The sequence below is a fragment of the Stenotrophomonas sp. 1278 genome (assembly GCF_029892765.1).
GTDB classification, from domain to species: domain Bacteria; phylum Pseudomonadota; class Gammaproteobacteria; order Xanthomonadales; family Xanthomonadaceae; genus Stenotrophomonas; species Stenotrophomonas indicatrix.
Genome location: NZ_JARXWD010000004.1, coordinates 258,658 through 279,296 on the forward strand (window position 1 = coordinate 258,658; position 20,639 = coordinate 279,296).

Genomic DNA, 20,639 nt, shown 5'->3' on the forward strand with positions numbered 1-20,639 from the left:
CACCGGCTTCCCCACCGCTGTAGTGCCGGCCGCTGGCCGGCATCCGGAAATCCACAGAGTCCGCCATGAGCCGCAAGCACGCCTTCCAGTTCCTCGACCTGCCCCGGACCATGCCGCAGCGCATCCCGGTTGAACTGCGCACCTCCGGCGACTGGGGTGAGCTGTACGGAAAGTTCGGCAAGGAGGATGCGCAGTACCAGGCCGGTCGCTGCCTGGACTGTGGCAACCCGTACTGCAGCTGGAAGTGCCCGGTGCACAACGCCATTCCGCAATGGCTGCAGCTGGTGCAGGAAAACCGCATCCACGAAGCAGCCACGCTGTGCCACAGCACCAACCCGTTGCCGGAAGTGTGCGGCCGGGTGTGCCCGCAGGATCGCCTGTGCGAGGGCAGCTGCACGCTGGAAGAGTTTGGTGCGGTCACCATCGGTGCGGTGGAGAAGTACATCGTCGATACCGCGCTGGCTACCGGCTGGCGGCCGGACATGACGGCGGTGCAGCCCACCGGCCACACGGTGGCGGTGATCGGTGCCGGTCCCGCGGGGCTGGCCTGTGCCGACCGCCTGGCGCATGCCGGCATCACCGCGGTGGTCTACGACCGTTACGAACAGGTCGGTGGCCTGCTGCAGTTCGGCATCCCCAGTTTCAAGCTGGACAAGGACGTGATCCGTCGTCGTCGCGACGTGCTTGAAGGCATGGGCGTGCAGTTCCGCCTCGGCGTGGAGATCGGCCGCGACATCAGCCTGCAGCAGCTGCTGGACACGCATGATGCGGTGTTCGTCGGTACCGGCGCGTATCGCTACACCGATGGTGGCCTCGACGGCCAGGACCTGAAGGGCGTGCTGCCGGCATTGCCGTTCCTGGTGCAGAACAGCCGCATCGTCGGCGGCGATGATCCGCAGGGCCGCCCGATCGCCGGCTGGGAAGACCAGATCGCCCTGCCCGACCTCAACGGCAAGCGCGTGGTGGTCCTCGGCGGTGGCGACACTGGCATGGACTGCGTGCGCAGCGCGGTGCGACTGGGCGCGGCCAAGGTCACCTGTGCCTACCGCCGCGACGAAGCCAACATGCCGGGCAGCGCGCGCGAAGTGGCCAACGCGCGCGAGGAAGGCGTGCGCTTCCTGTTCAACCGCCAGCCGCTGTCGATCGAAGCCGGCGCCGATGACGAAGTGATCGGCGTCACCGTCATCGAGACGCGCCTGGGCGAACCCGATGCCAACGGCCGCCAGAACGCGGTACAGATCGAGGGCAGCGAGTCGCTGCTGGAAGCGGACGTGGTGATCATCGCGTTCGGTTTCTCGCCCAGCGTGCCGTCGTGGCTGGCCGAGCATGGCGTGGAGGGCCAGGCCAACGGCCGCATCCTCGCCGGAGGCAAGGGCAAGCTGCCCTTCCAGACCGCACATCCGCGCCTGTTCGCCGGTGGCGACGCGGTGCGCGGTGCCGACCTGGTGGTGACCGCCGTGGCCGAAGGTCGCGACGCCGCCGCCAGCATCGCCCGGCTACTGGCGCACTGACAGATCGAGCGGCATCAGCACTGCGGCCAGGGTGGCATGCAGTGCCTGGCGGTCGACCGGCTTGGCGATGAAATGATCGATGCCAGCGTCGAGGCAGGCCTGGCGGGTACTGTCGAGCACGCTGGCGGTCAACGCAATGATCGGCACCCTTGCCGCGTCGGCACGGGAATCGGCGCGGATCGCGCGGGCCAGGGCAAAGCCGTCCATGCCCGGCATGTGGCAGTCGGTAATGACCAGCGCGAACCGTTGCGTCTGCCACGCCTGCCAGGCCTGCTCGCCATTGGCTGCGGCATGCACCTGCAGGCCCAGATCCCGCAGCTGTCGCATCAGCAGCTGCAGGTTGGTGGGATGGTCTTCGGCAACCAGTACCCGTACCGGCGGCAATTCGTGCAGGCCAGCCGCATCATCACGATGCTCCACCGATGGCGCCTCGCAGGCCGGCAGGTACAGGTCCAGCCACACCGTGGTGCCCACGCCCGGCGTACTGCACAGGTGCAGTTGCCCGCCCATCGATGCCGCCAGGTCCCGGCAGATCGCCAGGCCCAGGCCGCTGCCACCGAAGCGCCGGGTGGTGGAGGCGTCGGCCTGGGTAAATGCTGCAAATACCGCCCGTTGGCGCTCCCGGCTGATGCCCACACCGGTATCGGTCACCTGCAGGCGCAGCTGCTGGCCACGTTCGCGCTGCTGCAGCACCCGCACCTGCAGGTCCACCCCACCGTGCAGGGTGAATTTCAGCGCATTGCCTGCCAGGTTGAACAGGATCTGGCGCAGGCGCAGCGCATCGGCCAACGATCCACGCTGCAGCGCAGGATCCACCTCGCAGCGCAGATGCAGCCCTTTGCTTGCTGACACCGGCACCAGCAGGCGCTGCACCGCACGCAGCAGCCCGGCCAGGTCGGTGGGCAGGCACTGCGGTGGCTGTGGCCCGGACTGCAGGCGTTGGCTGTGCAGGACGTCATCAAGGATCTGTCGCAGCATCTGCGCGGCATCATCGATGGTCACCAGTACCTGGTGCTGGCGCGTATCCAGCGCGCCGTTGCCGAAGCGCTCCAGCATTCCCAGCATGGTGCTCATCGGCGTGCGGATCTCGTGGCTCATGGTGGCCAGGAAATGGGACTTGGCGGCAGCATCCTGCTCGGCATCACGCCGCGCATCGTTCAGTGCCTGCGTACGTGCGCGCGCCTCGGTGACATCCATCCAGTATCCGCTCCATTCCACGCCGCTGTCGCTGCAGGCGATCGGGCGCCCGTGCGAACGTACCCAGCGCCAGCCGTTGGGGCCGCGCGTGCGGAAGGTGATGTCGATGGGCCCGCGCACCAGCGCGGCGGCATCAACGCAGGCCAGCACCGAGCGGCGGTCCTGCGGATGGACTGCTGCCAGCAGGCTTCCATGGTCGACCCGCGCGGTATCTACGCTGATCCCGAACAGGGCATGCACATCGCCGGCAATGTGGGGAACGCTGTACTCGCCGGTGCTGCTGCGCCGCGCCTGGTACACCACCGCCGGCAGGTTGGCGGTGACTTCCTGCAGCCGCTGCTCCAGCGCCTGCCTGCGCAGGCCTTCGCGGTGCAGTCGCCAGTAGCCGAATGCGTGCACCAGGCCCATTGTCAGCAGCATCAGCAGCACTGCGATCAAGCCGCGCAGGGGCGACACCGGCGGCACGTGGCCGCGGCGAGGGGATGTCGAGACCCAATGGGCCCGCAATGCCTCGCGCTGCTCCTCCGTCATGCCTGCCTGCAGTTGGTTGAAGCGATCCACCAGGTGCGCGCACGCCGGCAGCGCCGCCAATACCAGTGCGTCGCTGAAGCCGGCCGGCGCCGCCACGTCCAGCGCGCCGCCAGGCTGATCGCGCAGCGCCGCTTCCACTTCCACCAGGTTGCCCACCACTGCATCGATCTGGCCGCTGATCAGCAGCTGCAGCGCCTTGTCCAACGCCGCCACCTGCAGCAGCGGCACATGCGCGCCCGACTCCTCCAGCACCCTGGCAAGCGGCACGGTGTCGAGGCTGGCCACGCCGCGACCGTGCAGTCCGTCCAGGCCGTGGATTGGCAGCGCGTCGGGGCGTCGCACGATCACCTGCGGCACCTGCAGGTAGGGCACGCTGGCCACCCAGCCTTTCGGCGTCTGCGCGCGCGGCCAGCCGAGCACGGCGTGGGTCCCTGCAGGCAGCGCGGCAGCGGCCAGCGTCGTCGCCGCGACCGGTGTGGCGCGCAGCGTGGGCACCTGCTCCTGCAGCAGCGCCAGGTAGGCGGCCACCAGCCCCTGTGGCGTGTCGTCCTGACTGGACGACAACGGCGCACGGTCAGCGGGATAGGCAAGCAGGATGGGGCCTTCGCACTGTCCGGCCCAGGCCGGCGCCGACAACAGCGACAGGGCGGCGATGCGGGCCAAAGGGCCAGCGACATTCACGGTGGACATCCTCATGTCGCAGGCAGGGGCATGGCCGCATCGCGGTGCGGCCTCCTGCCACGCTAGCGACGCCCCTGCCAGCAACAATGAGGAAATTTGTAAAACCCTCCGAAACCGCCAATAGCGACATACACTGCCGCTTCTACCGATCCCGGAGCTTTCGATGCGCATCGGCCTGGCCGCCAACCGTCTCCATCACCACGACGCGCGCGCGGCACTGTTCCGCTGGCTGCGCGCCAGCGAACCCGGGCTGCGCGAACTGGGCGTGACACTGTGTGCGGTCGGCCGCACCCACGACGCGATCCAGCGCAACGGCTTCCTTGCCGGTTACGACGGCCTGCAGCGCTATCCCTACGGTCGCGACGGCGGCTTGATGAAACTGGTGGCCGAAGTGGTGGGCATGGGCGCCGAGCGTACGCTGGACGGTGCGGTCTATCTGATGGATCCGGTGGACCCTTCCTCGGTTTTCCCCGAGGCGACCGCGCTCAAGCGCCAGTGCGTGATCCACGGCAAGCCTTTCATTTCCACCGTGGCCACCGCCCGCGACTGGATCGAGGTGGAGCGCATCCATGCTGGCCTGGCTGCCGATACAGGCGCCAACGACCTGCATGCATTCGAAGGGCAGACGCTGGCGTTGATCGCGCACGATGCGATGAAGCCGGCGATGCTGGCGTTCGCCGATGAACACTTCGACGTACTGGCGCGCTTCGGCGAACGCGTCGCCACCGGTACCACCGGCCAGCGCTTGAACGAGCTGGCCTGGAGCCGCGGCTGGCCAGCGGATGCGGCGTGGGTGACGCGCTACCAGAGCGGGCCGATGGGCGGCGACGCGCAGATTGCCGACCGCGTGCTGGAAGGCCGTTGCCAGCGCGCGATCTTCTTCGAGGATCCGCACGTGGCGCGCCAGCACGAAGCGGACATCCAGCTGCTGGAACGGGCGGTGACCACGGTGACCGATCAGGCGGTGTGCATCACTGCGCCGCGCGTGGCGGCGCGGTGGGCGGAGGCGGCGGCCTTGCGCGCGGGTCGATGAGGTTTGCGGCCAACGGCTGAGCCCCTCGTGGCGCAGGGGCACAATCAAAAGCCGCGCTTGGCCGGGCGGGTGGGCCATGCAGGGGACGCTGCAAGTCCCCCTCCGGGGCCCGGCCCAGCCGCTGGCGGCTGTGCGTTCGGTCGCTTGCGAAGCAGTGCTTCGCAAGCAAAGCGCCCTCACCCTTGTAAGCTCGATGGCGCCATCCATGGCGCCAACGCCCCTGCATGGCCCACCCGCCCGACCTCAGACAGTTTCCGTGCCACCACGGAAGAGAAAAAGAAGAGCAGGAGCAGAAGCGGGTCGCGCGCTGTGCGCGCTTCACTAGAGCCGATTTTGCTCGACTGCTCTTGGTCGCGATGGCTGAATATCCACGCCGTGCGCGATAGCCGAGCATGGCTCGGCTCTACAAAATCACAGCGCTACAGCAGCTGCCGAAGCATTGCTTTCAATCTGCGCCCTTCCAGCTGGAAGTAGTCGCGCTGCTCGCGCCAGTCGGGGAAGCGTTGTTCCACTTCGTGCCAGAACGCGGGCGAGTGGTTGGCCTGGATCAGGTGGCAGAGTTCGTGCACCAGCACGTACTCGAAGGCGGCGGGACGGCCCAGTACCAGTGCCAGGTCCAGCGCCATGCTGCCGTCGGGGGCCAGCGAGCCCCATTGCGAGGACATCACCTTCAACCGCAGGCGGCTGGGCGCGCGCGGCAGGCCGGGCAGGTACTTCGGCAACCAGCGGCCGACATCGGCGCGGGTCTGTGCTTCGTAGAATTCGCGCAGCAGGCGGCGCAGGGTCGCATCGCCGCCACGGCTCGGCCATTGCACACAGGCACCGTGCCCGTCGATTTCCAGCCGCGCGTAGCGGCCTTCCTGCCAGCGCAGTGGCAACAACTCGCCGCGCAGCGGCAGCACCCCTTCAACGCCGGGCTGCAACGCGGCGGGCAGACCATGCCCCTGGTAGTGGCGCAGCTGCAGCCCCAGCCATTCGCGATGCAGTTCGAGGAAGCGCTCGCCCATCACCAGGCTGGCACGCGGCGGCAACGTCAGTCGTGCGCCGCGCTCATCGACGCTGAGCTTGATCCGGCGCGCGCGCGGATCACGCACGCGCAGTATCTCGATCTCGACATCCTCCAGGCGCAGGCGAACGGTATCGCGCTGCACGGTGGCGGGTGGGACCGGCGAGATCAGGCGGCGCAGCAGACGGCTCATGGTCCCAGCATAGCGCCGTGCGAGGCCGCCGGATGACCGGCGGCCGACGGCCTGCCTGTTCAGTCAGCCTTGCTGAGCTTGAAGGCTTCTTCAAGCAGCAGGAACAGGCGACGGATCTCCGCACTCTGCAGGGCGAAGCGGGCGTCGAACTCGGCACGGCGGCCGTCTTCGTCGGCATGTTCCAGCTGGTCCAGCGCGCCGTCCAGGAACTTCAGCTTGCGCACGATCAGGTCGTCGCCCAGCACGAAGGACAGGTTGTCCTCGAACACCAGGGCCAGCTTGGTCACCTGCTTGCCGGCATCCAGGTGCTTGTCGATCTCGTCGCAGCGCAGTTCCTGGTGCTGGCACTTGACCACCGCGCCGCCTTCCACCGGGTCCTTCATCTCGCACTCCTCGCCCAGGCTGAAGCCGGTGGGCAGGGGCTCGCCGGCGATCCAGCCGGTCAGGATCGAACGCGGCGCGACTTCGGCGTTCAGCGGCATCGCCGGGAAGCTGCCGAGCAGGCCGCGGATGTCGGACATGAAGTATTCGCCGGTCTTGCGGCTGGAGGTGTCCACCGCCACATAGCCGTGCAGCTGGTCGATGAAGGCATCGTTGCGCGAGGACTTCACGAAGGCGCGCGGCAGCAGTTCATGCAGCAGGTCGTCCTTCATGCGCTTGCGCTCGCGGCCACCAGGGCGGCGGCCTTCCTTCTCTTCGATCTCCTCCAGCTTGCGCTCGAGCAGGTCGTTGACCACCGCGCCGGGCAGGATCTTGTCCTCGCCACCGACGGTCAGCCACAGGTGTTCGGCAATGCGGTGCGAGAGCACTTCCTTCTCTTCGCGGCCGAATGGCGAGATGAAACCACGCGAGTTCATTTCCAGTGCGCCCACCGGTTTGAGCAGGGCGTGCGGCAGCAGGGTGTCGACTTCGGAAAAATCAGTGGCAGTCGGGAAGCGGAAGAACGTCAGGTTGCGAAAGAACATGGAATTCCGGTGTCTGAAGAAGAAGGGCGCCCGACCTTAAACGGCAGGCGTCTCGGGAACTGCGTCGGCCGGCCAGGCATCGGCATGCGCCGCATCGCCACGGCGGCCCAGGGCCATGAAATCGAACAGGGCGGCATCGGCCAGCTGCGCAGGTCGCACGTCGGCCATTGCACGTGCGATCTGTTCAATGCGCCCCGGATGGTCCTGGTCCCACTGCTTGAGCATCAGGCCGACCTGCCGACGCTGCAGGTTTTCCTGGCTGCCACACAGGGTGCAGGGAATGATCGGGAAACGGCGCGCCTGCGCGTACTGGGCGATGTCGTGCTCGCGCACGTACGCCAACGGGCGGATCACCACGTGCTGGCCATCGTCGCTGAGCAGCTTCGGTGGCATGGCGGCCAGCTTGGCGTGGTGGAACAGGTTCAGGAAGAACGTGGCCACCACATCATCGCAATGGTGGCCCAGTGCGATCTTGCTGAAGCCATGCGCCTTGGCGTGGTTGTACAGGGCGCCACGGCGCAGGCGCGAGCACAGCGAACACATCGTGCGGCCTTCCGGGATGACCCGGCTGACCACTGAATACGTGTCCTGCTCGATGATCTGGTACGGCACGCCCAGCCCGGCCAGGTACTCCGGCAGGACGTGCGCGGGGAAACCCGGCTGTTTCTGGTCCAGGTTCACCGCCACCAGTTCGAACGGCACCGGCGCCTTTTTCTGCAGCTGCAGCAGCAGGTCCAGCAGGGTGTAGCTGTCCTTGCCGCCGGACAGGCAGACCATGACCTTGTCGCCCGCTTCGATCATGCCGAAGTCGGCGATGGCCTGGCCGACCTGGCGGCGCAGGCGCTTGCCCAGCTTGTCCGCCCCGAGCCCGTCCACGCGCGGATCGCGCGGAACGCGCTGCGGGGGATCGGGCAGGGAGATCACGGCGGACATGGCGCCATTCTACCGGCTTGTGGCAGCCCGGACCCGGGGTCGGGATTCCCCTCTCCCGGCAGTCATCGTCGCTGTGTATGCTCGGAGACCGTGGACACCTACAACCCCGCCGAAATCGTCGAACACCTCGTCGCCCTGCGCGCCGAGCACCGGTTGCTGGATGAACAGATCGCGCGCATGGCCGCCAACGGCGAAGATGAGCTGGAGTTCAAGCGCCTGAAGCGGCGCAAGCTGCAGCTGAAGGACTGCATCACCAAGCTGGAAAGCCTGCAGATTCCGGACGAACCGGCGTAACCGGTGGCCCATCCACGCATGGCGTGGATCTACTGGCCTACGCCGCCCCGAACGCCGATGGCACAGCGGCAGCCTATGGATCCACGCCATGCCGGGAAGTCCCGGTAGATCCACGCCATGCGTGGATGGGGCGACCCGGAAACACATGGATCCACGCCATGCCGGGATGTCCCGGTAGATCCACGCCATGCGTGGATGGGGCCCTGCATCAACGCGGCAGCGCCAGCTCCGCACTCCAGGCCGCCTCACCGTCCACGGTCAGGTCGCAGCGGCGCACGTTGTCGGCACCGGAACAGCGCAGGCCCAGCGGGTGCCCGTACCAGTCACCGGCAAGACCCTGGCGAGCGGCGGATTCATCACCGCTGATGCGCACCTCGCCGGCCAACCACAAGCGGTAGCGCACCGGTTGCCTGGCCTCGATACACAGGCGCACCGGCGCATCGGCCAGGCGCCCGGGCAGGTTGTCGTCCACGCAGGCTTCTGCAGCCTGCGCCGAAGTAGCCGCAAGGCCTCCGGCCGCGATCAACGCGGCCAGGCCCGACAGTCGCCGCAGGTTCAATCCTGCGGTGCCGGTTCGTCCGGGCGCGCCGCTTCCGGGCTGACCCGTTCGATGGTGTGGCGCAGTTCGCGGCCGAGGATGAACTTGGCATCCTTGGCCCAGGCGTCCAGGCGCTCGTCGAACAGCAGCTTGCTGTTCTCGTCCGGCCACACCAGGCGCAGCTCGCGCAGCTTCTGGATGAAGCCGCGGAACAGCGACTTGTCGAAGAACTCCGGCGCGGCCGGTGCATAGAGCAGGCTCAGGCGCTGTGCGGCCTGCTGGCACAGGCTTTCCAGCTCGGCGGCGCCGAGCGTGCCCGGGCCGTTCTTCACCAGCACCGAAATGGCGATGTAGTAGCGCTCGAATGCCTGCTGCAGCGAGTGGCCGATCGCGCGCAGGCGGAACACTTCGTCGGTCTGCCCGGTGTTGCGGGCAAGGATGCCACCGTCGTCTTCGTTGACGTTCTGCAGCAGGCCCTCACGCACGAACACGTCGATGGTCTGGTCGATGCGCTGGGCGAACTCGTCCTCGGTCCACGGCAGGAACAGTTCGGCCTGCAGGAACGGGTACACCGTGCGGCCCAGCTGCACCAAGCCGGTGCGGCTCATGCGGCGGTTGTTCTGGAAGCAGCAGGCCACCCACGACGATGCGGTGAACAGGTGCACCACGTTGTTGCGGAAGTAGCTCAGCAGCACCGCGGTATCGCCGCTGACGCTGAGCACGTCGCCCAGTGGGTGCTTGATGCGGGTGAGGACGTTGATCTCTTCGGCGTGGGCGATGATCCGCTCCGGAGAGTGCGGAGTCACCGTCACCCGGCCCGAATACGGCATCTCCACCAGCAGGGTCTTGCACAGCTCGATCTGCGCGATCAGGTCGGCCTCGCCCATCGCATGCTTGGGCGTGGACAGCAGGGCCAGCGCCAGCAGGTTGATCGGATTGACGTCGGCCGCGCCGTTGATGCGCACCTGGATGCGCTCGGCCAGGGTGTCGACGGTGGTCGACAGCCACGAGGGCTTCTCGTCCTCGGACACCGCCTCGCCACCCCACTCCGGAGCCTTCTCGGCCAGCACATCGTTCAGCGCGATGGGTTCGCCGAAGTTCACCACCACCTGGCCGTAGTTCTGCTTGAGCACCTTGGGGATGCCCCACAGCAGCTGCCAGATCGATTCCTTCTCCTTGGGCCGCCCGGACAGTTCATCCAGGTAGCTGCCGCCCTCCATCAGCTTCTCGTAGCCGATGTAGATGGGCTGGAACAGCACCGGCTTGCGCGGCTGGCGCAGGAACGCGCGCAGGGTCATCGAGATCATGCCGCCCTTGGGCTGCAGCAACCGGCCGGTACGCGAGCGCCCGCCCTCGACGAAGTACTCGATGGAATAGCCGCCGGCGACCAGCTGCGCCACGTACTCGCTCAGCACCGCCGAATACAGCGCGTTGCCGCGGATCGAGCGGCGGATGAAGAACGCACCGCCCTTGCGCAGCAGGGTGCCCACCACCGGCAGGTTCAGGTTGATGCCGGCCACGATGTGCGGCGGCACGATGCCGCGGTCGTACAGCAGGTAGGACAGCAGCAGGTAGTCCATGTGGCTGCGGTGGCTGGGCACGTAGACCACTTCGTGGCCCGGCGCTGCGGCCTTGAACTTGTCCAGGTGGTGCACCAGCACGCCGGCGTAGATGCGGTTCCACACATGGCTGAGCATGAAGCTGGCCGAGCGCACCACCGGGCTGGAATAGTCCGCGGCGATTTCCCAGGCGTAGGCGTGCGCCTTCTTCCAGGCATCGCTGGTTTTGCTGTTGTCGCGCTTGGCCTGCGAGGCGATCGCCTCGCGCACCGTCTCGGCGGCCAGCACCTGGTCCACCAGCAGGCGCCGGGTCGACAGGTCAGGACCGATCACCGACTCGCGGATGCGGCGGAAATGGGTACGCAGCACGCGCTGCAGCTTGCGCACCGTACGCTCGGGCTCCAGGCCCTCGTCGACGGTGCTGCGCAGCGAGATCGGCGGTGCGAAGCGGACGATGGTGTTGCGGCCGTTCAGCAGCAGGCCGAGCAGGCGGCGGAAGCGGCCTACCAGCGCCCAGTTTTCCGAGAACAGCACGGCGAACCAGCCGCTCTGCTTGTCCGGGGCGCGGCCGACGAAGATCGACACCGGTACCAGGTGCACATCCAGGTCGTCGCGCACGCGATGGGCCTGCAGGACCTTGGCCAGCGAATCGGAATGGGTCTTGGCGCCGCGCTGCTCGGGAATCAGCGAGTTGCTCGAGCTGCGCCGCGACAGGGCCAGGTAGGCGCGCTTGCGGCCGGTGGGGTCACCGGCCAGCGGTACCAGCGGCGAGGGCAGGCCAGCCTGGCGGCAGGCCTTGTCCAGGATCAGCGCGTTGGACAGGCCGTAGTCTTCCAGCACGTACATGACCGGGCGGCCATCGTTGTACTGGCCCGGGTCTTCCGGCTCGATCTTCAGCGACAGCCAGGGTTCCACCAGGCGCCCGAGCAGGCGCGCCCACAGCGGGCGGCGGCCGGCAGGACGCGCGTGCACAGGCGTCGCCGCCGGCGGCGTGCCGGCGTCGGTCGAGGGGGACGCCGGCGCCGTGTCGGCGGGCGTCGGCTGGGATTCTTCGCCGGGGAACGGCAGCGGGTTCTGTTTCGACATCGACGTCATTATGGCTTAGCCGATGGCGTTGCCGCTTCCCCATCGGTTGTCGGGGCGGGCACAGGGTCCGGAGCGGCGGCGGCGCGCGCCGCATCGGCCTGCCGCAACAGGGCATCGGTATCGGCCAGGGTGCGGGTCAGGTACCAGTGGCCCTCGCGCCGGCTCAGCGGCACCTGCACGGTCATCGCGCGGCCGGCGAGCTCGTACTGCAGGCGCACCAGAGCATTGTCGCCCTCCACCGACAGCAGCTCACCGCGCACGCTGCGCAGCGCCTCGTCCACACCCAGGCCATAGCTGGCCAGCACCGCCTTCAGCGTGTGGATGAACGGCGCCAGCTGCTGCAGGCTGCCTTCCATGCCTGCGGCCTGCAGACCGGCATCGTCCTGGAAACCCACCTGGGCGGCGGCGCCGACGAGGGCGGCGATGCTGCTGCGGGCTCTGGCGCGGTCGCTGATCGGGGCATCCTGCGCCCAGGCGGCCAGGGTCTGCACCAGCTGGATGTAGTGCGCCTGCTGGCCGGGCGTATAGCCCTTCTGGTGCCGCAGGTACTGCACACCGAAGTTGCCCATCGACTGCGCGGCCTGGCGCACGGCGCGGGCCTGGCCGGCCAGCTGGCGGTCGAAACTGCGCTGCAGCTGCACGCTGGCGCCGGGCTCACGCAGCGCCGCCAGCATCGGCAGCAGCTGGTCGCCCAGCGGCAGTCCGGTCAGCGGCCACTGGCTGTGGCCGTCGGCCCAGGCCTGCTGCAGGCGCTGGTACTGGCTGGGGGGCACCGACAGCTTTGCATAGCCGACCAGGTCGTCCTCGGCCAGCCGTTGCGCCATCGCCTGTACTGCAGCGACAGGTTCGGCCGGCGCGGCGGCCGGATCACTGCCGGATTCACGGCACGCGGCGATGGCCAGCAGCAGCATGGCCGCCAGCCCCCATCCCCGCGCAGACCTTCCTCGCATTACCACGCTCATGCAATCGGACTCCCCGGACCGGTCCGCATCTTGCGGCCTGCGACGTGACAGCGGCAAGCCGGGGCGTCACGGTTTCTGCCATGGCGCGCACTGCGCGGTGGATCCACGCCCCGCGCCGATGGGCCCTTGCCGCACCCGGCGGATAAAAAAAGAGCCCGGACCACAGGGATCGCAGGCTCTTCAAACCGGCGCAAGGCCGGTGGACAGTGTTGTGGCGCATGTCCGGCCCGAAGACCGGATGGCGGCGATCCTACGCTGCCCGCAAAGTTAACGCAATGCATGATGAAATGTCATTCAACTCATTGATTTTATTGGATCAATCACGTTGCCAGACTGCTTCAATGAAATCTACGGCATGTTTTTCGGCGATTCGGGCATAAACGCCGGGGTGGCCGGCCAACGCGCAGCCTTCGCCCCAGCTGACAACACCGAACTGGGTCCAGCCCCCGCGAAGGCGCAGCAGCAGCGGACCACCGGAGTCACCCTGGCAGCTGTCGATCCCTTCGCGGCCGGCGCAGATGACCTTGCCGCGTGCGAGCTCCCCTCCGTAGGCCTGCTGGCATTCGGCGAAAGGCACGAACGGGGTCTGCACCGTCTGCAGCTGGGTAGGATAGAGCCGTTCTTCACTGATGTCGGTGTCGCCCCAGCCGATCACCGTGAACTCCCGGCCTGGCTTGAGATAGCTGGCATCGGGCCGCAACCGCAGCGCGACCGGCTGCGCATCGGCCAACGGTGCGCTGAGCTGGATCAGGGCAACATCATGTTCCAGCGTGTTGCCGCTGTTGAACGCCGGGTGCATGTGGATGGCCTTGACGTTGGATGCATGCGCGGACGGTTCGGTGGACAGCCTGGTGACATTGCCGAGTACCGCGATCGAGGCGGGCGAATTGCCCTGCACGCAGTGCGCGGCGGTAAGCACCCAGGACGGTGAGATGAGCGTGCCGCCGCAGAAGTGCCGGGTGTGGTCGGTGTGGCCGTAGGAGATGCCCTGCAGGCTGACCATGAACGGGTAGTCGCCCGGCTTGGCATCCTCGCCGCCGATGATGCGCGGTGCTTCGCGGGGTTGGGGTGCAGCCGTGGAGGGAAAGACGATGGCCGCCGCCAACAGGCCGCCGAACAACAAAGAGGTGCTGCGATACATATCCGTGTATTCCTCTATCGATGGTTGGTACCGGCACGGCCGCGGTCCGTGCTGGTGCATCGATTGATAGAGGGCGCTCCGCGCGCACAGCGCGATGCGGCGCACAGTTTTCCCGGCTGGGGTCGGGTGCGTCAGAGCAACAGGCACAAATGCGAACGCCATCCCGCATTCGACGGGATGGCGCTCGTGGTGCCGGCGTGACCGCCGTCGGGGCGGGGCTCAGCGCGCGGCCAGAGCCGTCGCGATTTCCTGCTGGATCGCCCGTGCTGCAGCCTGCGGATCGGACGCATGGCGGATCGGACGACCGACCACGATGGCATCGGCACCATCGGCAAACGCCTGCGCCACACCCACCGTGCGCTTCTGGTCATCGCCGACCGGGCCACCGGGACGGATGCCCGGGCAGACGATCGAAAAACCGGCGCCGGTCGCGGCGCGGATCGGGCCGGCTTCCTGGCCAGAGGCGATCACGCCGTCGATGCCAGCGGCCTGCGCGGCCAGCGCGCGTTCGACCACGACCTCCACCGGCTCGCGGTCGATGCCCATCTGCGCCAGGTCCGGGCGGCCCATCGAGGTCAGCACGGTCACCGCCAGCAGGCGCATGTCGCCGCTGTTGGCGGCCGCGCAGGCCTCCATCATCGCCGGGTGCCAGCCGTGGATGGTGGCGTAGCTGACCGGCCACTGCGCCAGGCGCTTGATCACCGCCGCAGCGGTGGCCGGGATGTCGAAGAACTTCAGGTCGACGAACACGCGCTTGTCGCGGCGGGCCAGTTCGTCCAGCACCTGGAAGTACTCACCGGAGGCGAGCAGTTCCATGCCGATCTTGTAGAACGCCACGCTGTCGCCAAGGCGGTCGACCCATGCCAGCGCCTGCACACGGTCAGGCACGTCCAGCGCGAAGATCAGGCGCTCGTCGTCACGCAGCGGCAGCGGGGCGCGGCTCACGGCGCGTAGTCCAGCGCGGCACGCTTGGCGTCATGACGGGCCTGCCGCGACTGCGCGTAATCGTTGTTGAACTGCGCCGGCTCGAAGCCGCCGTAGGTCGGGTTCGGCAGCATCCACCAGCGCTCGCCGAACCAGTCGTGATACTGCTGCAGCAGCGCGTCGCGGCCATCGTTGGTGTTGGCGGTCACTTCCACGAAGTCACCCAGCTGGTCGCCGAACTGCATCAGCACGCGGTACTTCTGCCCGGCCAGGCGGCGGCGGCAGTTCTTCTCGCTGCCGGCCTGCTCGCACCCTTCAACCACGGTGCCCAGACCGAGGAACACGCTGTCATCGGCCACCGGCAGGCCCTGCTCGCGCAGGTTGGCCAGGGTCGCGTCCTTCAGGTGCACGGCGCGGTTGGAGATGTACAGCAGGGTCACGCCCTTGGCATTGGCAGCCTTGGCGAAATCGACCACGCCGGGAATGGCCTTGGCCTTCTTTTCGGCCACCCACTGGTCCCAGCTGAGTTCGTCGTATTCCTTGCCGTCACGCACCAGGCGCGCCTGGTAAGGCGAGTTGTCCAGCACGGTCTCGTCCACGTCCAGCACCACGGCCGGCTTCAGGCCCTTGGCCTCGTTGCCGCGCTCTTCCGGCACCAGCGCGTCCCAGTGGGCTTCCTTCAGCGCAACGTCCAGATGGTCAGCGGCGGCACGGTAGGTCTGCTCGGTGATCGCCCTGTATTCCTGCGCGCGCTGCATCCACAGCACGGCATTGAGGTTGTCGTTGGCGGTCGCGTCGAGGGCACCGTCGGCCTTGGCGGCGGCGGCCGGGGCTTGCGGGGTGGCGGCTTCGGCAGGCGCTTCCACGCGCTTGCAGGCGGACAGGCCCAGCACCGCAGTGGCGAGCAGGGTCAGGGACAAGGAAACGGGACGACGCATGGATTCACCGGCAATCAGATATACCGGCCCATTTTACCGGCAAAGGCGCCGCCGGGACGGCTATGCTTGGCGGTTGACACGTTGTCTTCCGGAAGCCGCCATGACCGACCCTGCCCAGACCCCCGACGTTCCGCTGCTGGATGCCGTACAGGCGCGCCTGCTGGGCTGCCTGGTGGAGAAGGAAGCCACCACCCCGGACACCTACCCGCTGACCGTCAACGCCGCGCAATCGGCGGCCAACCAGAAGACCGCCCGCGAGCCGGTGATGAACGTGAGCGCCGGCAGCGTGGAGCATGCACTGCGCCAGCTGGAGACCCTGGGCCTGGCGCGCCAGCACTTCTCCTCGCGCGCCGACCGTTACGAGCACCGCCTGCAGAGCGCGCTGGACCTGACCCGGCAGCAGACCGTGCTGCTGGCCCTGCTGCTGCTGCGCGGGCCGCAGACCCTGGGCGAACTGGTCACCCGCGCCGAGCGCCTGCACCGCTTCGCCGATGCCGACGAAGCCCGCCACGCCATCGAGCGCCTGCAGCAGCGTGCCCTGCTGGTGGTGCTGCCGCGCGCCAGCGGCCAGCGCGAAGACCGCTACATGCACCTGCTGTGCGGTGAAGTGGACGGCGCGGCATTGGCAGCGAAGTACGCCAGCAGTGGCGGCGGCGCCGAGCCGGCCGACCCCGGCCTGGCCGAGCGCGTGGCGCAGCTGGAAGCGGCAGTGGCCGAGCTGCAGGCACAGCTGGCCGGGCTGCGCGGCTGAAACAGCCCGCCGGGCATGGCCCGGCGCCACCGCAGCTGCACCCGGTAGTGCCGGTCGCTGGCCGGCATCCAGGCATGGTCAGGTTGCCGGCCAGCGGCCGGCACTACCCGACGTCGGCCGCACCCAAGGTGGCGAACAGCCGGCTGGGTGTTTCGATGCCCGGCAGCTGGATGACCCCGCGCTCGTGCATGCCCAGGCCCAGCAGCACCTTCGCCGAGGCGACGTTGTCCAGATCGGTGATGCCGTAGAGATCCAGCAGGCCCAGCGCCGTGCGCGCGTGATTGAACACCGCCCGTGCCGCCTCGCTGGCATAGCCCTGCCCCGCGTATGCGGACAGCACCGCGTAGCCGATATCCGGTGCCGGCAACCCCTCGCGGCGCACCAGCCCGGCGTTGCCCAGCCACGCACCATCGGACAGCCGCTCGATCGCATACATGCCGAAGCCATTCAACGCATAACTCTGCAGCACACGCAGGGCGATGTACTCGCGCGCCTGCGCTTCGTCACGCACGTTGCGGTCACCAATGAATCGCACGAAGCCCGGATCATTGAGCAGGGCCAGCATCGGTGCCGCATCGCGGTCCGGTTCAATGGCCCGCAGGCGCAGGCGTTCGCTTTCAATCGGGTGCACGGACAGGTCTCCAGCCAGAGACCCCGATTGTGCCTCAGCCCCCGGTTGTTGATTTTGATTTTCTTTGCATTGCCGTGGCAGGACGCGCCCGGAATCTGACAGAGGCCGGTCGGGGTGGGTTCGCGGGGGTATCCGCGCCATGGATGGCGCGGCTAAGCCCCCAGGGACGGGTTCACGGCGTCCCCCGCGAAGCCACACCGCGTAGCCAACGCGCGCTCCACCACGGAGGGGCGGCGCCGTTGGAGCGCCTCAGTCGAACAACGCCTCGATCGCCGCCAACCCCGCCGTCGCCCGCTCCTTCTTGCGCGCCGCATCCGCCACCGGATCAGCGCCATCGCGCTGGATCTCCTCGGCCGGGATCTCCTCGAAGAAGCGGCTCGGCTTCAGCCGCACGTGCTCGCCGAACTTGCGGGTCAGCTTGCTGTAGCTCATCCACAGCTGGATCTTGGCGCGGGTGATGCCCACATACAGCAGGCGCCGCTCTTCCTGCAGATTGCCCTCGTCCAGGCTGACCTGGTGCGGCAGCACGCCGTCCTCGCAGCCGACGATGAACACGTAGGGGAATTCCAGGCCCTTGGAGGCGTGCATGGTCATCATCCGCACCTGGTTTCCGCCCTCGTCCTTGTCACTGCGCGACAACAGCGCCAGCTGGCCGGCCAGATCGGCCGCGGTGGCACCACGCGGGCCACCCTCGAACCACTGCGCCAGTTCTTCGATGTTGTTGGCGCGACGCTGGTAGCTGGCTTCTTCCTTGGCCTGCTGCCGCAGCTCGCTGAGCAGGCCCGATTCCTTGGCGACCTTGCGGATCATGTCGCCGGAGCTGATCTGCCGCGTTTGCGCGCGCAGGTCACGCAGGATGTCGGTGAAGCGCGCCAGGCTGTTGGCCGCGCGCGGTGGCAGCTGCTGCAACGCGCCGATCGCCTCGGCGGCCTGCGCCATCGGCATGTCCTTTTCCGAGGCCAGTTCGGCCAGCTTGGCCAGGGTGCCGGCGCCGACTTCGCGCTTGGGCGACTGCACCGCACGCAGGAACGCGGTGTCGTCGTCCGGGTTCACCAGCAGCCGCAGCCAGGCCAGCGTGTCCTTCACTTCCTGGCGCTCCAGGAACATGGTGCCGCCGGTCAGGTGGTAGGGGATGCGCAGCAGCTGCATGGCCTTTTCCAGCGGCCGCGACTGGAAGTTGCCGCGGAACAGGATGCAGAAATCGCTCCACGGCACGTTGCGCGTCTGCGCTACGAAGGCGATCTCGGCGGCGACCTTCTCGGCCTCGTGTTCGCTGTTGCGGCACTCCCACACACGGATGCGCTCGCCGTCGGCCTGGTCGCTCCACAGCTTCTTCAGGTGTTCGTGCGGATTGTTGGCGATCAGCGCGTTGGCCGCGCGCAGCACGCGGTTGGAACACCGGTAGTTCTGCTCCAGCTTGATGATTTCCAGCGCCGGGTAATCGCGCCCCATCTGCTGCAGGTTTTCCGGGTTGGCACCGCGCCAGGCGTAGATCGACTGGTCGTCATCGCCCACGCAGGTGAAGTTGCCCTTGTCACCGGCCAGCTGCTTGAGCAGGCGGTACTGCGCATCGTTGGTGTCCTGGCATTCGTCGACCAGCAGGTAGCCGATGCGCTCGCGCCAGGCCAGCGCGATCTCCGGGTTCTCTTCCAGGATCTGCACCGGCAACCGGATCAGGTCGTCGAAGTCCACTGCGTTGAACGCGCTCAGGCGCAACTGGTAGCGCTCGTAGATGCCGGCCGCTTCCTTCTCGCGGTTGCTGCGCGCAGCGGCCATCGCCTGCTCCGGCGACAGGCCGGCGTTCTTGGCGCGCGACACCAGGTTCTTCATGTCCTCGATGTCGTCCGGCTTGGCGCCGTACATCAGGTCCTTGATCTGCGCGGCCGCGTCATCGGCATCGAAGATCGAGAAACCGCGCTTGAGCCCGACGGCGGCATGCTCGATCTGCAGGAACTTCAGGCCCAGCGCATGGAAGGTGCAGATGGTCACTTCATCAGCATCCTGCTCGCGCAGGCGCTTGGCCACGCGCTCGCGCATTTCCTTGGCCGACTTGTTGGTGAAGGTGATCGCGGCGATGCGCTTGGCCGGGTAGCGGCCACAGCCGATCAGGTGGGCGATCTTTTCCACGATCACGCGCGTCTTGCCGCTGCCGGCGCCGGCGAGCACCAGCAGCGGTCCTTCGATGTGGAGGACGGCGGCAGCTTGGGGGGGATTGAGACCGTGCATTGGGGTGCGATTGTAGCGGGCGTTGGTGGCGGCCACAGCCGCCGGCCGGTGGGCTTGCTGAACGGCTTCGGCCGGCGCCGGGTGGCGTCGTACAATCGGCCGATGGCCAAGCTCTATTTCTACTATTCGGCGATGAACGCCGGCAAGACCACCACCCTGCTGCAGAGCGCGCACAACTACCGCGAGCGCGGCATGCGCGTGGCGATCCTGACCCCGCGCCTGGACGACCGTGCCGGCGCGGGCGTGGTCGCTTCGCGGATCGGCCTGCGCGCCGACGGCATGGCCTTCGAACGCGACACCGACCTGCAGCAGTGGGTCAGCCAGGATCTGCAGGCCAACGGGCCGCTGGGCTGCGTGCTGGTGGACGAGGCGCAGTTCCTCAGCCGCAGCCAAGTCTGGCAGCTCAGCGAAGTGGTCGACCAGCTGCGCATCCCGGTGCTGTGCTACGGCCTGCGCACCGATTTCCGCGGCGAGCTGTTCGAGGGCAGCCAGTACCTGCTGGCCTGGGCCGACGAGATGCAGGAGATCAAGACGATCTGCCACAGTGGCAAGAAGGCGACCATGACCGTGCGCGTGGACGAACATGGCCATGCCGTGCAGGACGGCCCGCAGGTGGAGATCGGCGGCAACGAGCGCTACGTGTCGGTCAGCCGCGCCGAGTTCAAGAAGATCACCCGTGGCGAGGGGCGGATCGATCCGGCGCAGGCACCGCTGCCGCTGTAGGGCATGGCATCCAGCCGTTTACAAGTGGACGGCTACCTGCCTAGGCTGCGGCAACGTCTGCTGCCGAACTGGAAGTCCGCCATGCGTTCCGCCCTGCTGTTGATTCCCCTGTTGTTCCTGCCTGTACTTGCCGTCGCCTCCGGCCAGGGGCCCGCCGCTCCGCTGGATGATGCGGCACTGCTTGGCGCCGGATTCCTGGACGGGCATCCAGACATGAAGTTCCGGCAGTGGGGCATGGATGCGCTGCAACGCGGCGACGCCGAAGCGGCGATGGACAACTTCCGCAAGGCTGCCCGCTACGCCGACAAGCCTGCGCAGGGGCTGCTGGGCGAGATGTACTGGTACGGTGTCAAACGTGCTGCCGACCCGGTCATGGCCTTTGCGTGGATGGATGTCGCGGCCGAGCGCGGATACCCGTTGATGCTCGAGCTGCGCGACAAGTACTGGGCAGCACTGCCGTTGGAACAGCACGATATCGCACGAGCGCAGGCGCTGCGGCTGCGCGATGAGTACGGCGATGCAGCGGCTCGCCCACGCCTGGCCGCGGAGCTGCAGCGGGGCAAGCGTGCGATGACCGGGAGCCGGACCGGCTCACTGTCCAACAACGTCGACATCGTCTACATGGATGGAGGCGTGAGCCGAACCATCAAAGCCGACCGCCTCTACGATCCCACGTACTGGGATCCAGACCGCTATCAGCGCTGGCAGGACGAGAACTGGATGAAAATACGTCGCGGCACCGTGGAAGTCGGCCTGCCGACCCAGACGCCACCTCCAGCGGCAACCGAGGGCAAGCCGTAACCCAAGGTGCCGGCA

The 20,639-nt window shown here is 67.7% G+C and carries 18 protein-coding genes; 6 read left to right on the forward strand and 12 right to left on the reverse strand.

Translation table 11 applies throughout. The features are described 5' to 3' along the window. Positions 1 to 65: 65 nt before the first annotated feature. Entirely contained in the window at positions 66 to 1,511 is a 1,446-nt protein-coding gene (locus tag M2299_RS06525; RefSeq protein WP_025876048.1) for an FAD-dependent oxidoreductase, read from the forward strand. Here M2299_RS06525 and M2299_RS06530 read toward each other — a convergent pair. Then, positions 1,497 to 3,929 carry a response regulator gene (locus tag M2299_RS06530; protein WP_280884088.1) on the reverse strand — a complete coding sequence of 811 codons (2,433 nt, stop codon included), beginning with the start codon at positions 3,927 to 3,929 and terminating at the stop codon, positions 1,497 to 1,499. The two genes, M2299_RS06525 and M2299_RS06530, sit on opposite strands and share 15 nt — an antisense overlap. A 154-nt stretch (positions 3,930 to 4,083) precedes the next feature. Here M2299_RS06530 and M2299_RS06535 point away from each other — a divergent pair, with 154 nt between their 5' ends. Next, complete coding sequence (locus M2299_RS06535; RefSeq protein ID WP_099844558.1) at positions 4,084 to 4,953, forward strand: methylglyoxal synthase; 870 nt, start codon at positions 4,084 to 4,086, stop codon at positions 4,951 to 4,953. A 419-nt stretch (positions 4,954 to 5,372) separates the two neighbouring features. On the opposite strand, the gene M2299_RS06540 is transcribed toward M2299_RS06535, so the two are convergent. The 3 genes from M2299_RS06540 to ttcA are packed head-to-tail and all read right to left on the reverse strand — an operon-like array spanning position 5,373 to position 8,050. Next, a complete protein-coding gene (locus M2299_RS06540) occupies positions 5,373 to 6,152 on the reverse strand; it encodes a SprT family zinc-dependent metalloprotease (protein WP_059063103.1) in 780 nt (259 codons plus the stop codon). A 59-nt stretch (positions 6,153 to 6,211) separates the two neighbouring features. Beyond that, positions 6,212 to 7,117, reverse strand: coding sequence for a recombination-associated protein RdgC (locus M2299_RS06545; RefSeq protein ID WP_025875418.1), 906 nt, complete (start codon positions 7,115 to 7,117; stop codon positions 6,212 to 6,214). Between the two features lie 36 nt (positions 7,118 to 7,153). After that, positions 7,154 to 8,050: a tRNA 2-thiocytidine(32) synthetase TtcA gene (gene ttcA / locus M2299_RS06550; RefSeq protein WP_088100834.1), complete on the reverse strand. Its 897-nt coding sequence runs from the start codon at positions 8,048 to 8,050 to the stop codon at positions 7,154 to 7,156. A 90-nt stretch (positions 8,051 to 8,140) separates the two neighbouring features. Here ttcA and M2299_RS06555 point away from each other — a divergent pair, with 90 nt between their 5' ends. Then, positions 8,141 to 8,344 carry a YdcH family protein gene (locus M2299_RS06555; RefSeq protein ID WP_099844556.1) on the forward strand — a complete coding sequence of 68 codons (204 nt, stop codon included), beginning with the start codon at positions 8,141 to 8,143 and terminating at the stop codon, positions 8,342 to 8,344. Positions 8,345 to 8,552: 208 nt separating this feature from the next. Here the strand turns inward: M2299_RS06555 and M2299_RS06560 are convergent, their stop codons facing one another. From M2299_RS06560 to M2299_RS06585, 6 genes are all read right to left on the reverse strand, one after another. Continuing rightward, complete coding sequence (locus tag M2299_RS06560; RefSeq protein ID WP_280884083.1) at positions 8,553 to 8,903, reverse strand: hypothetical protein; 351 nt, start codon at positions 8,901 to 8,903, stop codon at positions 8,553 to 8,555. After that, positions 8,900 to 11,536: a glycerol-3-phosphate 1-O-acyltransferase PlsB gene (gene plsB / locus M2299_RS06565; protein WP_025875424.1), complete on the reverse strand. Its 2,637-nt coding sequence runs from the start codon at positions 11,534 to 11,536 to the stop codon at positions 8,900 to 8,902. The genes M2299_RS06560 and plsB overlap by 4 nt, the downstream gene beginning before the upstream one ends. Continuing rightward, positions 11,536 to 12,489 carry a hypothetical protein gene (locus tag M2299_RS06570; protein ID WP_025875426.1) on the reverse strand — a complete coding sequence of 318 codons (954 nt, stop codon included), beginning with the start codon at positions 12,487 to 12,489 and terminating at the stop codon, positions 11,536 to 11,538. Before M2299_RS06570 ends, plsB begins: the two co-directional genes overlap by 1 nt. A 316-nt stretch (positions 12,490 to 12,805) precedes the next feature. After that, positions 12,806 to 13,792, reverse strand: a complete 987-nt coding sequence (locus tag M2299_RS06575; protein ID WP_280884084.1) for a serine protease — start codon at positions 13,790 to 13,792, stop codon at positions 12,806 to 12,808. A 57-nt stretch (positions 13,793 to 13,849) separates the two neighbouring features. After that, entirely contained in the window at positions 13,850 to 14,575 is a 726-nt protein-coding gene (gene pyrF / locus M2299_RS06580; RefSeq protein ID WP_025875430.1) for an orotidine-5'-phosphate decarboxylase, read from the reverse strand. Further along, entirely contained in the window at positions 14,572 to 15,492 is a 921-nt protein-coding gene (locus M2299_RS06585; protein ID WP_025875432.1) for a 5'-nucleotidase, lipoprotein e(P4) family, read from the reverse strand. The genes pyrF and M2299_RS06585 overlap by 4 nt, the downstream gene beginning before the upstream one ends. Positions 15,493 to 15,592: 100 nt before the next feature. Here M2299_RS06585 and M2299_RS06590 point away from each other — a divergent pair, with 100 nt between their 5' ends. Then, entirely contained in the window at positions 15,593 to 16,243 is a 651-nt protein-coding gene (locus M2299_RS06590) for a DUF480 domain-containing protein (protein ID WP_025875434.1), read from the forward strand. A 103-nt stretch (positions 16,244 to 16,346) separates the two neighbouring features. On the opposite strand, the gene M2299_RS06595 is transcribed toward M2299_RS06590, so the two are convergent. Then, the gene (locus tag M2299_RS06595) at positions 16,347 to 16,874 is read right to left on the reverse strand and encodes a GNAT family N-acetyltransferase (protein WP_080150240.1); all 528 of its coding nucleotides are present in this window, start codon (positions 16,872 to 16,874) and stop codon (positions 16,347 to 16,349) included. A gap of 249 nt (positions 16,875 to 17,123) precedes the next feature. Then, positions 17,124 to 19,100: a UvrD-helicase domain-containing protein gene (locus M2299_RS06600; RefSeq protein ID WP_025875440.1), complete on the reverse strand. Its 1,977-nt coding sequence runs from the start codon at positions 19,098 to 19,100 to the stop codon at positions 17,124 to 17,126. A 102-nt stretch (positions 19,101 to 19,202) separates the two neighbouring features. Between M2299_RS06600 and M2299_RS06605 the strand changes: the two genes are divergently transcribed. Then, complete coding sequence (locus M2299_RS06605) at positions 19,203 to 19,823, forward strand: thymidine kinase (RefSeq protein WP_025875442.1); 621 nt, start codon at positions 19,203 to 19,205, stop codon at positions 19,821 to 19,823. Positions 19,824 to 19,904: 81 nt separating this feature from the next. Beyond that, the gene (locus M2299_RS06610) at positions 19,905 to 20,624 is read left to right on the forward strand and encodes a sel1 repeat family protein (RefSeq protein ID WP_025875444.1); all 720 of its coding nucleotides are present in this window, start codon (positions 19,905 to 19,907) and stop codon (positions 20,622 to 20,624) included. Positions 20,625 to 20,639: the final 15 nt, after the last annotated feature.